Raw genomic sequence first — 11,761 nt, 5'->3', positions numbered from 1 at the left:
GTGACAGCGGTAACCTGCCAGTATGTAGAGCAGCGTGCCGGCGACGGGCAGCAGCAGGATCAGCGCCAGCCAGGCGGCCGCCGATGCGGGCACGCGCTGCTGGCGTGTGACGACCGGGACTGTCCCGAGCGTCCAGAGCAGATGGATCAGAAGTACGATATACATATCCCGCGCGAGGGGCATACTCCGTGCCATGCGGGGCGAAAAAAGATTTGGAAATTCGGAAATTACTTTTTATCTTTGCTGTATACAATGAAAACAGGGTTCTGGCCTTACCGGTCAGGATTCTTATTTTTTTACGTTGTTTATTTTGCAGGGTTCCCCGCTTAAAAGGGGAATACAGGAGGATTTTAAACATGGAGCGGGCGCCACCGGTGCCTAAAGTGAGTTCGACGGGTTCCAGGGTTTAAAATCTTTCGCAGTGTTATGAAACACAAGTGCGTCGGACTCGCTTTAAATTATGGCAAAAGAGATTATTTATCTGACAGCGGAGGGTTACAAGAAACTCAAGGACGAACTCGACCACATGCGTTCCGTCGAGCGTCCGGCGATTTCGGCGGCTATCGCCGAAGCGCGCGACAAGGGTGACCTTTCGGAGAACGCGGAGTATGACGCCGCCCGTGAGGCACAGGGTCTGCTGGAAATGCGTATCGCCAAGCTGGAGGATTCGCTTGCCAACGCACGGGTGATCGACGAGTCGAAAATCGACAAGAGCAAGGTGCAGATTTTGAGCAAAGTGACGCTCAAGAATCACAACACCGGCAAGCAGGTGGTTTATACCATCGTCGCCGAACACGAAGCGAACCTGCGCGAGGGCAAGTTGGCCATCGGTACGCCCATCGCCAAGGCGTTGCTGGGCCACAAGAAAGGCGACCGGGTCGACGTGGTGGTTCCCGCCGGGACGATTCATTTCGAGATTCTCGACATCAGCATTTAGGCGCCCGCCCCGCGGGGTGGCGGCGCCGCATCGTCCGCCTTCCCGCAGCCGGGTAGCAGGACACGACATACATCCCTATTTCTGGGTATTTTTGCAAGGCCGTTTTGAACGGCCTTTTTTTTATGTTATCTTTGGCGCAGAAAGATGATACGCAAAACACTCGGAAGATTTTACGCAGGTCTGATGCTGCTGATTCTGCTCGCGGCGTACGCGGGGCAGAAAGTGCATATCTATTACGAAGACCACGCCCACTTCGCCGCGCACTGCGGCGATCTGGTGCCCGACAACGGTGCACACCAGATTGTGGTCGAGCGGTGTATCGTCGACGATTTCTATTTCTTCCCCTATCTCGGCATCGTGCAGTCGGCGCATTGGTTCTATTTCGAAATGCTGGCCGTCCTGCTGCCCGAAGCCACGCGCTGCAAGGCCCCTGTCGCCGTCCCGTGCATTTCGCTGCGCGCGCCTCCCGCGGCGTAGCCCTGGAATCCCCTGTCTTTTTCAATTTTTTTGCCGGGCCGTGCATCCCGGCCGTTATCCATTTACCTGACAAGCAATGAAAAAATATATCTTGCTGGCGCTCGTTGTGTGCCGGTGTGTCGTGGCGCTCGGTGTCGAGGCGCCGAAAAAAAGTACCGACGCCAATCTTTTCGGCCATGTGGTCGATTGCGATACGCACGAACATGTTCCCTATGCTTCCATCGCCGTGGCGGGTACGGCGTTCGGCACCACGACCGACGCTTCGGGCCACTATTTTCTGAAGAACATGCCCGAGGGGGAACTGACAATCGAAGTGCGTGCCCTGGGATACGCTCCGCTGCAGGAGAAAGTGACGCTGAAACGCGGCCAGACCGTCGAACTGAATTTCGAAGTCGTGCAGAGCGGCATCGCGATGGACGAGGTGGTCGTTTCGGCCAGCCGTTCGGCCCGGATGCGCCGTGAGGCCCCGTCGCTGGTGAGCGTGCTGGACGCCGGATTGTTCGAAAAGGCGAATGCCTCGTGCCTGGCGCAGGGGTTGTCGTTCCAGCCCGGCGTGCGCGTCGAGGACGACTGCCAGAACTGCGGTTTCACACAGGTGCGCATCAACGGCCTCGACGGCCATTATTCGCAGATACTCGTCGATTCGCATCCGCTCTTTTCGGCCCTGACGGGCGTCTACGGGCTGGAGCAGATTCCGGCCAATATGATCGAGCGGGTCGAAGTGCTGCGCGGCGGCGGATCGGCGCTCTACGGCTCGTCGGCCATCGGCGGCACGATCAACGTCATCACCCGCGAACCGCTGCGCAATTCGGCGCAGTTGTCGCACACGCTCACATCCATCGGCGGCAGCAATTCGTATGACAACAATACGATGCTCAACGCGTCGCTGGTCACCGAGAGCGGCCGCGCCGGGCTCTGTGTGTTCGGCCAGAACCGCCACCGCTCGGGGTACGACCACGACGGGGACGGGTTCACCGAGGTGCCCGTCATCAACAGCCAGTCGGTGGGCATGCGGTCGTTCTTCCGCACGGGAGCCTATTCGCGCATCACGGCGCAGTACCACCACGTCAACGAATTCCGCCGCGGGGGCGACCTGCTCGACCTGCCGCCCCACGAGGCGTTTGTCGCCGAGCAGGTCGACCATTCGATCGACGGCGGAAGCCTCTCGTTCGACATCTCGTCCGCCGACCGCCGCCACCGGTTCAACACCTACGCCTCGTTCCAGAACACGGCACGCAAGAGCTATTACGGCAGCAAGCAGGACGCAGACGCCTACGGTACGACGCACGACATTACGGTCGCGGCCGGCATGCAGTATATCCATGCGTTCAACAAACTGCTGTTCATGCCGGCCGAACTGACGTTCGGTACCGAATACAGCTATGACGGCCTGAACGACCGTTCGATAGGTTACGGCATCGACACCGAGCAGACGGTGCATATCGTCGGCGGTTACCTGCAGAACGAATGGAAAACCAGGAAGTGGTCGCTGCTCATAGGCGGCCGCCTCGACAAGCACAACCTGGTCGACCATGTGATTTTCAGCCCCCGCGCCAACGTGCGTTTCAACCCCTCGGAGTCGGTGAACCTGCGCGTGAGTTATGCCGGGGGCTACCGTGCCCCGCAGGCATTCGACGAGGACATGCACATCGCCATCGTCGGCGGCGAGCGGGTGCGCATCCGCCTTGCGGACGACCTGAAGGAGGAGCGGTCGCACAGCGTGAGCCTCTCGGCCGACCTTTACCATACGTTCGGCAGGGTGCAGACCAACCTGCTGGTCGAGGGCTTCTATACGGTTCTCGACGACGTGTTCGCCCTGCGTGACGTGGAGGACACGGCCGACGGCGGCAAGGTCAAGGAGCGTTACAACGGCTCGGGTGCCACGGTGCGCGGATTCAACGTCGAGGGGCGTGCGATTTTCAACCGCTGGTTCGAACTGCAGGCGGGCGTGACGCTCCAGCAGAGCCGCTACAGGAAACCCGAATACTGGAGCGAGGACGTGACAGTGCCGCCCGTGCGCCGCATGTTCCGCACCCCCGACGCCTACGGTTATTTTACGGCTTCGCTGACGCCGCTGCCGAACTTCACGGCCGACCTGACGGGAACCTGCACCGGCTCGATGCTCGTGCAGCACATGGCCGGCTCGGGCGTTGCGCAGGATGTGGCCGTGTCGACTCCGTCGTTCTTCGACATGAACCTCCGCCTGTCATACGACGTGCGTGTCTGCAAGGAGGTTACCCTGCAGCTCTACGGCGGTGTGCAGAATCTTTTCAACGCTTACCAGAAAGACTTCGACAAGGGTGCCGACCGCGACTCGGGCTATATCTACGGCCCCTCGCTGCCCCGCAGCTGGTTCGTAGGGGCGAAGTTCAGCTTCTGATACCGTCCCTTTCAGCGAAGAAGCCGTTCGGATTTTCCGAACGGCTTTCTTTCATTGTACCGGATTGCTGTAAACCGGAGCGTTTTACCGGAAGCGGTTTGGGTTCAATTGGTCTGCCATATCGATGTTATTTTGCCGTCGGAGCCGTATTCGAATACCAAAGGGAAGTCTGTAAAATAATCCATGCCTTTAATTTTACAGAAAAGCAGTATTTGTTTTCCGCGCTGTTTGAACCTTGCCTCCTGTGCGGAGAACTTGCGAATCAACTCTTCGATGGAATCCCCGATTCGGACGGTGTGTTTATCCAGAATCTGGACGGTGAAATCGGAACCTTCGATTGAGAAGCCGTCCAATATATTATTGACGCAGATGAAACTTAACTGTCCGTAATCATAATTTATGACTTGGCCGTCATGATATTCATCATCATAGTAACTTTCATATTTTAGGGGGCGGCCAAAGTCGGCAATCAGTGTAAGACTGTCCATCGGCTTGTTGAGCGTAATGTTTTTTTGCGGGTCGGACTTGTAGATGCGTATCTGGGCTGTGCCCGACAGGGTAAATAGACAGGTGACAATCGACAGCAGTTTTTTCATGTGGTCGGGATTCGTTATAAGTCCTGGATAAAAGCCGAAATATATGTGATAACCTTGTTGTTATAATAGAAATCTACCGACAGCCATTCGTAAAGTCCTTTGTCGGACGGGCGCCAGTTGCACAACTGATTCATGTCGATTGTTTCGTTTTTTCGGATACCTCCGAGTTTGTTGACTTCAGCGATGTCGTCGCCGACGCGGATTAATCCGTTGACGGCAAATACCGGGGTTTTCAATTCAAAGCCGTAAAATTCACCGTCGATCCAGTAAAAACGATCCTCGCCGAAATAAAAAGTATAGGCATTCCGGTATTCGCTTTCTTCGGTAGGAAGCATCACTTTGGTCGGTATTCCGAGCGTCTGTATGAATTGCTCCCGTGTGTAATGTTCCCCGACCTGAAGGTTGTTGACGGTGACGGCATCCTTTACGATTGCCGGATTTTCAGCTGCGCCTTGCATTATGCCGAATACCATAAAGATGAATGATAAGACAACGGTTTTCATAAGAACTGTCCGGCTTTTTTACTATCCTATTGCAAGATAGGATAAATAGGTTGATTTTGCAAAAAAACACGCCCCGAAGGACGTGTTTTTGAAATAGCGAAAGCTGCTTGTTTATCCATGTGCTACTTTCGCATTGCATTCTTTTAATGGGGGGGGGCTGACAGGGGTATTAAAAACAGTACGACCGTATCGACCCTTTCCTTCGGCGGGTTTTTAATTGGTCTGCCATATCGATGTTATTTTGCCGTCGGAGCCGTATTCGAACACCAACGGGAGATCGTAGAACGCATCGCAGTTCTCCATTTTCGAGAAAAGCAGTATTTGTTTTCCGCGCTGTTTGAACCATGCCTCCTGTGCGGAGAACTTGCGAATCAACTCTTCGATGGAATCCCCGATTCGGACGGTGTGTTTATCCAGAATCTGGACATAGTATCCAACTCCTCTGATGTTGAAACTTACAAAGAGGTTATCGACACAGGTAAGACTGAAATCTATGTATTTATAATTTGCAACTTGCCCATTATGGTATTCATCGTCATAGAAAGTTTCGTATTCGATGGGGCGGCCGAAGTCGGCAATCAGTGTAAGACTATCCACCTGCTTGTAGATCGTAATGTTTTTTTGCGGGTCGGACTTGTAGATGCGTATTTGGGCTGTACCCGACAGGGTAAACAGGCACAAGGCGAATAATATCGATGATTTTTTCATAATGTTGGTATTTTATTATTTGCAATCCCGGATCGAATTTCCGGTTTCCGGATCGAATTTCGTATAAAGATAATTGAATGGATCGTTGACAGGGTCTGTTTTTTTGTCGGTTTCAATAATGTAGGTTTTCGCATGCAGGCATTACACAAACCTGCTGCCGGTAACAAAAGTAAAGGTAATAGTTTTTTCATATACAAACATTTTAAAGGTTAATGGAAAAGAAGGTTTACCTGAATATCCAATCGTTTTTGAAATACCGCATTGTAATACACAATAATATATTGTGTTGTGCAAATAAAAAAACCGTCCCGGAATTTTCCGGGACGGCTCTTGTCGTGTCGGGAGCGGGAAGCCCCTCTCCTGCGGCGATTAAATCGCCTTGATTTCGTGCAGTACGTTGTTCGTCTTGCGGACGGCGTCGGCCGAAGCGGCGAACTGTGCGGCCTCCTCTTTGGTGAGGTCGATTTTCACGATCTTCTCGATGCCCTTGCGGCCGATGATTGCGGGAACGCCGATGCAGATGTCCGACTGGCCGTACTCGCCCTCGAGGAAGCACGAGCAGGGAATCATCTTCTTCTGGTCGTTGAGGATAGCCTCGACCATCATCGATGCCGCTGCGCCGGGAGCGTACCATGCCGAGGTGCCGATGAGCTTGGTCAGCGTGGCGCCGCCGACCATCGTGTTCTGGACAGCCTCCTGCAGTTTTTTCTTCGATGCGAACTGTGCTACGGGCACGCCGTTGATCGTGGCTTTCGAAAGCAGCGGAATCATCGTCGTGTCGCCGTGGCCGCCGATAACCATGCCGTCGACGTTGTTGATGTTGGCGCCGGTAGCCTTGGCCAGGTAGCATTTGAAACGCGACGAGTCGAGTGCGCCGCCCATGCCGATGATGCGGTTCTTGGGCAGGCCCGAAGCCTTGAGCGCCAGGTAGGTCAGCGTATCCATCGGGTTGGCCACCACGATGATGATGGCGCGGGGCGAATATTTGATGACATTCCCGATTACGCCTTTCATGATGTTGGCGTTGGTGCCGATCAGCTCCTCGCGGGTCATACCCGGCTTGCGGGGAATACCCGAGGTGATGACGACCACGTCCGAATTAGCGGTCTTCTTATAGTCGTTGGTGGCGCCGACGAGCTTGGTGTCGAAATCCATCAGCGTGGAAGTCTGGTACATGTCCAGCATCTTACCCTCCGAAAGGCCCTCTTTGATGTCGATTAAAACGACTTCGCTTGCGACCTCGCGGCAAGCCATTACATTTGCACAGGTAGCACCTACGGCACCTGCGCCTACAACTGTAACTTTTGACATAATTTTATTTTTTTGTGTTAGCCTATCAGCTCCTGATACTGCTCGGCAGTGAGCAGCGCGTCATACTCGGCGGGATTCGACATGCGAACCTTGACCAGCCAGCCTTCGCCGTAAGCGTCCTTGTTGACGATGGCGGGATCGGCGTCGACCGCGTCGTTGAACTCGATGATTTCGCCGCCGATGGGCAGGAATGCGTCGCTGACGGTTTTCACGGCTTCGATCGAGCCGAAAACCTCACCTGCTGCGAGCGTTTCGCCTACGGTCGGCACGTCGACGAAAACGATGTCGCCGAGCTGGCTCTGGGCAAAGTCGGTAATGCCGATAACGGCCGTGTCGCCCTCGATACGGCACCACTCGTGGTCGTTCGAGTATTTCAGATTTGCGGGTACGTTCATGATTTGGTTATCGTTTTAAATTTATAATGTGCTTTTTCTGATGCAAATATAACTGTTATTTCCGTAACAGCAAGGGGATTCTGTTATTTTTTAAGCGATTTTGCGCCGTGAACCGCCGATTTGGATTTGCCGAAAATCTTTTGTAAATTAGAGCGTCCCTTCCTTCAGCTGCGTCACTTTTCAAAATAATGCCTATGAAACATTTATCCTGCCTGAAGACACTTCTTTTCCTGTCGTGCGCGGCGCTGTGCCTGCACTCCTGTTCGGTGGAGGAGGAACCGCCCGTGCGGGGGCGTGAAAAATCGGTGCGGCTGACGGTCGATGAGGCCCGGCGTTACGTCGAATCGCAGCTTGCCCGACTCACAAGGAGCACCGGTGCGGACGAGTCCGACTTGTTGGTGCTCGGGAACTATTCGGTCGACTGGAGCCGTGCGGAATCGTCGGTCGGGGATGTGCTTTACAGCGTGGATGTCCCTGCCGAGGGAGCGTATTCCTATTGCTCGGTCGTGTTCGACAGCGTCGGGAATCCCGTCCTTACGCCGATGTACCACAAACTCGTCGTGGTGAAAGACGGACAGACGGAGGCGCTGGAAAGTTATATCCGGTTTTACATTCCCACCCCGGAGCACGCCCTGGCGCATGCGGGGCCCTATTACGATGCCCTGCTCAACAGCGATGTGAAAGGGGACTTCACGGGCATGTCGCTCTATACGACCCTCGACGGTTTCCCGGTTTGTGCGGGCCGCTATGCGGACGGAGCGTTGCAAGATTCCGGCTTCCTCGGGGATACGCTGCACACGGTCGAAGAGAACGCGGTGAAGATCGCGAATCTGCTCGACGGGGTGCTGGCGGCGCGGATAAGTAATTCAGTGACAAGAGGTGTCCCTCCCCCCCCCTCCTCCGGTTAAGGGTGATTCGATAGCGCCGATTGATATTCTCCCGGACGACTATCAATGGGTCGGTGAGAATTGGGAATTACTATGGAGTCATTCCGGTGGCGGCGGCATGCCGAAACCCGATCCGCTGGACGACGACAAACCGTCCGGAGGCGGTTCCGGCAATAAAGGAGATAATCCGGCCGGGCCGGACGACAGTAGCGGACGGTATGCGAAAAACAAGCATATTGCGACCGAAGATCAGAATATTATGCGGCTCCTCGATTCTATTGCCAGCGATTGCATGGGGGAATTGTTAATTTCCACCTTGTCTGATGACGTGACGATTGTCCGTGGCTCGACTTATGGAGCCGGAGCGCTTGCCGTACAGCCGGTATTCGGCGACGACGGTGTATGGACCGGGAATAATTATCGTATCGAAATTGCAGGGTACCTCGATATAAGCCTGATTGAGGAGCTGATTCACCTGCATCAACACTCCGGGAAAAGCCCCGATGCCGTCCGATCTTACAGGATGAATAATGAAATCAAGGCTAAATTGGGGTGGTATATGTATCGGCAAAGAGCCAATAATTTGGATGAGGATGTAGCGTCTGCATTAGGTGTTGTGCAAGGCCTGCCGGTGTTTCGAGGATTAGGTCAAAGCTATATCTTTAATGATATGCAGAGTGCGGATTTTTATAATTTATATATGAATGCTGTAACTATTTTGCGGACGTCGTATCCGGCGGATGAATATCCTTTTTCCGAGAGTAGGATGACTTTCACGGAATTGATGGAGTTGATGAAAGATTGTTAATTTAAAAAAGAGAGTTATATGAAAAGTCTTGTATTATCGATATTGGCCCTTTGTTCGGTCGGGGCGTTATATTCCCAGAATTATTATATTCCGGGCACCCAGGTATCAGCCGAAGGGATTACTTACAATGTAACCAAGGTGGGCGATTATACTATGGTTCTGACAAATGCGGGGAATACCATGGGTGATGTTAAGCAGTTATATTATAAAGATGGTAAACCTTTGGAAGCAGAAAACTACAATTCTGTTTCTGCCAGGCCGGCACCGGGTATGTTTGCCAAAGCATTGACTTCGACCTTTACAAAGCCTGAATTTGAAGAGTTGCGACAGATAGAAAAGCCGCTGATTGTTGCATTTTATATTTCTCCTGATGGAAACATTCTCGATTTGGTATTTACTTGGTCTGCCATTTCAGATATGCAGCGTATTCCGCCGTCTAAATTCGCTTTGCTGGAGCAGAATTTGAAAAAATATGTGACCTTCGAAGTCAATCCGCTGGGACGGAGATTGCAATTTATGTCCGGCTTCAGATTTATAAACTTCTCGAAAATACAATTGTATTACCCGGGCGACCCACGACCGGGGATCAAAGATCCGCAGATCGATATGAAGCCGCAGCCGGACGGGAGACCGGGCCTGGCCGATCCGACGGACGACAAGACGCTGGGAAATTAATATCGTTATGTCACTATGAAAAATTTTGTATTATCGATATTGGCCCTTTGTTCGATCGGGGCAGTATATTCCCAGACTTATTATGTCCCTGGACAACAGGTTTCAGCAGAGGGTATTACCTTTAATGTAATTAGTGGCGGGAAATACACGTTGGCATTGGAAAATGCAGAAAATACGATGGGAGAGGTGAATCAATTGTATTATAAGGATGGCACACCGTTAGAGCCGGAGAATTATGAAGTCGTTTCTGCTTCTCCTGCGCCGGGTATGCTTGCCAAAGCCTTTACTTCGACATTTACGAAATCAGAATCAGAACAACTGCGAAAAATAGACGATACGCTTGATATTTCATTTTATGTCGCCCCTGACGGTAAGATAATCGAGCTTGCATTTATCATGGATAAGGAATCCATGCAGTGTATTACACCGTCAAAGTTTGCTTTGCTGGAGCAGAATCTAAAGAAATACCTGACTTTCAAAGTCAATGCTTTGGGGCAGAAACTGCAGTATATGTATGGGCCAAGTTTCATAAATTTTTCGAATCTGCAACTGTATTACCCGGGCGACCCACAACCGGGGATCAAAGATCCGCAGATCGATATGAAGCCGCAGCCGGATGGGAGACCGGGCCTGGCCGATCCGACGGATGACAAGACGCTGGGAAATTAATATCGGGTTGATTTTGAGGAAACGGATTCTATTATTGGGTTTATTTGTCGGGATTTTTTTCCTGGGTGTGGGTAGGACTATTATACCGGTAATGAAACGGTTACTGCAGATAGTATAACCTTTGAGGTGGGATTTCGGCGGAGATAACACGCTGGGGGATTGACGCGGCTATCCCGTTTGGCCGGGACGGATTATGCAAAGTGCCGTTCACCATCTGTGGTGAACGGCACTTTTGTGTATTCGCAAAGACGGGGCAGGCACAAAAATGTTGATGTGCCGCTGTTTCGGGAGTGGCGTTCGCATCCGGCCCCGCTTTCGACGCCGGGAGGATCGAACGGAGGAATAATTGTGAATCCGGTACTGATTGCATCCGTTTGGCGGAATGTCTTGCATAAAATACCAATATGTATTATTTTTGCGGCAAAATTGAGATTGCATCACAGGATATGACAAGGGGAGAGGCGACCGAGTCACGGAAATTTGCGATCATAGGTGTCGCGGGATACATAGCTCCAAGGCATTTGAACGCCATGCGTTCGCTGAAATGCGAACTGGTGGCGGCACACGATGTATTTGACAGTGTGGGGATGATCGACGGATATTTTCCCCGAGTTCGTTTTACGACCGATTCGAACGATTTCAAAAAGCACATGGCTGCGGGCCATGCGGAGTACCTGACGGTCTGCACTCCGAATTACCTCCATTGCACCCATACAATCATGGGCTTGGAAGCGGGGCTCGATGTAATCTGTGAGAAGCCGCTGGCTCTGACACCGGATGAGCTGCGCAGGATGGAGGCCTGCCGGCAAGCCGCTGGCAGACATATTTCCCCTATATTGCAATTGCGTCTTCATCCGGAAATAGAGCGGCTGAAACGGATGGTGGACAACGACCCCCCCCCGACAATTTATGACATAGACCTTACTTATATTACCCCCAGGGGGAGTTGGTACGCCGCTTCCTGGAAAGGCGATTCGCTCAAAAGCGGAGGTGTGGTGGCCAATATCGGCATCCATTTCATCGACATGCTGCATTGGATATTCGGGCCGGCCGAAAAGGTGGTGCTGCATCGTTCGGCGCCCGCTTGTTCCGCCGGGTTTCTGCAGTTGAAGAGAGCCCGCGTCAGGTATTTTTTGAGCGTTAACGCCGATCATCGCCCTGTGTCGGGCGAAAAACCCATGTCCCCTTACAGACACCTTATTGTAAACGGAGAGAAATTCGACTTTACAAACGGGTTCACCGATCTCCATACGTTGAGTTACGAACGAATACTTGCCGGCAAAGGTTTTTCGGTCGACGATGCAATGTGTTCCATCCATACGCTCGAAAACATACGCAAGGCGGCGGTGAGCGGTTTGACGGGGGATTATCATCCGTTGCTGCGGAATTTGTAGGGGCGAGTCGAAAAAACCGGA

14 protein-coding genes are annotated in these 11,761 nt (G+C 52.6%); 8 read left to right on the top strand and 6 right to left on the bottom strand.

Annotated elements, in window-relative coordinates; all coding sequences use genetic code 11:
* On the bottom strand, positions 1–195 hold a 195-nt coding region (locus QZT71_RS08215), incomplete at its 3' end, for a PLDc N-terminal domain-containing protein (RefSeq protein ID WP_295914944.1).
* Positions 196–460: 265 nt separating this feature from the next.
* On the opposite strand from QZT71_RS08215, the gene greA reads away from it, so the two are divergent.
* The 3 genes from greA (at position 461) to QZT71_RS08200 (ending at position 3,794) form a co-directional block, all read left to right on the top strand.
* Positions 461–937: a transcription elongation factor GreA gene (gene greA / locus QZT71_RS08210; protein ID WP_295914941.1), complete on the top strand. Its 477-nt coding sequence runs from the start codon at positions 461–463 to the stop codon at positions 935–937.
* Between the two features lie 144 nt (positions 938–1,081).
* Positions 1,082–1,414, top strand: coding sequence for a hypothetical protein (locus QZT71_RS08205; protein ID WP_295914939.1), 333 nt, complete (start codon positions 1,082–1,084; stop codon positions 1,412–1,414).
* Between the two features lie 76 nt (positions 1,415–1,490).
* Positions 1,491–3,794, top strand: coding sequence for a TonB-dependent receptor (locus tag QZT71_RS08200; RefSeq protein ID WP_295914936.1), 2,304 nt, complete (start codon positions 1,491–1,493; stop codon positions 3,792–3,794).
* 104 nt (positions 3,795–3,898) lie between these two features.
* On the opposite strand, the gene QZT71_RS08195 is transcribed toward QZT71_RS08200, so the two are convergent.
* From QZT71_RS08195 to gcvH, 5 genes are all read right to left on the bottom strand, one after another.
* On the bottom strand, positions 3,899–4,390 hold the full coding sequence (locus tag QZT71_RS08195) for a hypothetical protein (RefSeq protein WP_295914933.1): 492 nt from the start codon (positions 4,388–4,390) through the stop codon (positions 3,899–3,901).
* Positions 4,391–4,404: 14 nt separating this feature from the next.
* Positions 4,405–4,893, bottom strand: coding sequence for a hypothetical protein (locus tag QZT71_RS08190; RefSeq protein ID WP_295914932.1), 489 nt, complete (start codon positions 4,891–4,893; stop codon positions 4,405–4,407).
* A gap of 213 nt (positions 4,894–5,106) precedes the next feature.
* Positions 5,107–5,601 carry a hypothetical protein gene (locus QZT71_RS08185; protein WP_295914929.1) on the bottom strand — a complete coding sequence of 165 codons (495 nt, stop codon included), beginning with the start codon at positions 5,599–5,601 and terminating at the stop codon, positions 5,107–5,109.
* Positions 5,602–5,970: 369 nt separating this feature from the next.
* Entirely contained in the window at positions 5,971–6,912 is a 942-nt protein-coding gene (mdh, locus tag QZT71_RS08180; RefSeq protein WP_295914926.1) for a malate dehydrogenase, read from the bottom strand.
* A 17-nt stretch (positions 6,913–6,929) separates the two neighbouring features.
* The gene (gene gcvH / locus QZT71_RS08175; protein ID WP_295914923.1) at positions 6,930–7,307 is read right to left on the bottom strand and encodes a glycine cleavage system protein GcvH; all 378 of its coding nucleotides are present in this window, start codon (positions 7,305–7,307) and stop codon (positions 6,930–6,932) included.
* A gap of 194 nt (positions 7,308–7,501) precedes the next feature.
* On the opposite strand from gcvH, the gene QZT71_RS08170 reads away from it, so the two are divergent.
* The 5 genes from QZT71_RS08170 to QZT71_RS08150 all read left to right on the top strand — a co-directional run bounded on the left by QZT71_RS08170 (position 7,502) and on the right by QZT71_RS08150 (position 11,740).
* On the top strand, positions 7,502–8,215 hold the full coding sequence (locus QZT71_RS08170) for a hypothetical protein (protein WP_295914922.1): 714 nt from the start codon (positions 7,502–7,504) through the stop codon (positions 8,213–8,215).
* Positions 8,187–9,002: a hypothetical protein gene (locus QZT71_RS08165; protein ID WP_295914920.1), complete on the top strand. Its 816-nt coding sequence runs from the start codon at positions 8,187–8,189 to the stop codon at positions 9,000–9,002. Before QZT71_RS08170 ends, QZT71_RS08165 begins: the two co-directional genes overlap by 29 nt.
* Positions 9,003–9,020: 18 nt before the next feature.
* Positions 9,021–9,677, top strand: a complete 657-nt coding sequence (locus QZT71_RS08160) for a DUF5043 domain-containing protein (RefSeq protein WP_295914917.1) — start codon at positions 9,021–9,023, stop codon at positions 9,675–9,677.
* A 15-nt stretch (positions 9,678–9,692) separates the two neighbouring features.
* Entirely contained in the window at positions 9,693–10,346 is a 654-nt protein-coding gene (locus QZT71_RS08155) for a hypothetical protein (protein ID WP_295914916.1), read from the top strand.
* Positions 10,347–10,750: 404 nt separating this feature from the next.
* Positions 10,751–11,740: a Gfo/Idh/MocA family oxidoreductase gene (locus tag QZT71_RS08150; RefSeq protein ID WP_295914913.1), complete on the top strand. Its 990-nt coding sequence runs from the start codon at positions 10,751–10,753 to the stop codon at positions 11,738–11,740.
* Positions 11,741–11,761 lie beyond the last annotated feature (21 nt).

This window comes from uncultured Alistipes sp., from assembly GCF_902388705.1.
Taxonomy (GTDB): domain Bacteria; phylum Bacteroidota; class Bacteroidia; order Bacteroidales; family Rikenellaceae; genus Alistipes.
The sequence above is the reverse complement of the archived record's forward strand: the minus strand, read 5'-3'. Positions and strand labels throughout refer to the sequence as shown.

Excerpts from the sequence above, each read along its gene's own strand:
- greA (WP_295914941.1), top strand. The coding sequence starts at position 461 with ATGGCAAAAGAGATTATTTATCTGACAGCGGAGGGTTACAAGAAACTC.
- QZT71_RS08205 (WP_295914939.1), top strand. The coding sequence starts at position 1,082 with ATGATACGCAAAACACTCGGAAGATTTTACGCAGGTCTGATGCTGCTG.
- QZT71_RS08200 (WP_295914936.1), top strand. The coding sequence starts at position 1,491 with ATGAAAAAATATATCTTGCTGGCGCTCGTTGTGTGCCGGTGTGTCGTG.
- QZT71_RS08195 (WP_295914933.1), bottom strand. The coding sequence starts at position 4,390 with ATGAAAAAACTGCTGTCGATTGTCACCTGTCTATTTACCCTGTCGGGC.
- QZT71_RS08190 (WP_295914932.1), bottom strand. The coding sequence starts at position 4,893 with ATGAAAACCGTTGTCTTATCATTCATCTTTATGGTATTCGGCATAATG.
- QZT71_RS08185 (WP_295914929.1), bottom strand. The coding sequence starts at position 5,601 with ATGAAAAAATCATCGATATTATTCGCCTTGTGCCTGTTTACCCTGTCG.
- mdh (WP_295914926.1), bottom strand. The coding sequence starts at position 6,912 with ATGTCAAAAGTTACAGTTGTAGGCGCAGGTGCCGTAGGTGCTACCTGT.
- gcvH (WP_295914923.1), bottom strand. The coding sequence starts at position 7,307 with ATGAACGTACCCGCAAATCTGAAATACTCGAACGACCACGAGTGGTGC.
- QZT71_RS08170 (WP_295914922.1), top strand. The coding sequence starts at position 7,502 with ATGAAACATTTATCCTGCCTGAAGACACTTCTTTTCCTGTCGTGCGCG.
- QZT71_RS08160 (WP_295914917.1), top strand. The coding sequence starts at position 9,021 with ATGAAAAGTCTTGTATTATCGATATTGGCCCTTTGTTCGGTCGGGGCG.
- QZT71_RS08155 (WP_295914916.1), top strand. The coding sequence starts at position 9,693 with ATGAAAAATTTTGTATTATCGATATTGGCCCTTTGTTCGATCGGGGCA.
- QZT71_RS08150 (WP_295914913.1), top strand. The coding sequence starts at position 10,751 with ATGTATTATTTTTGCGGCAAAATTGAGATTGCATCACAGGATATGACA.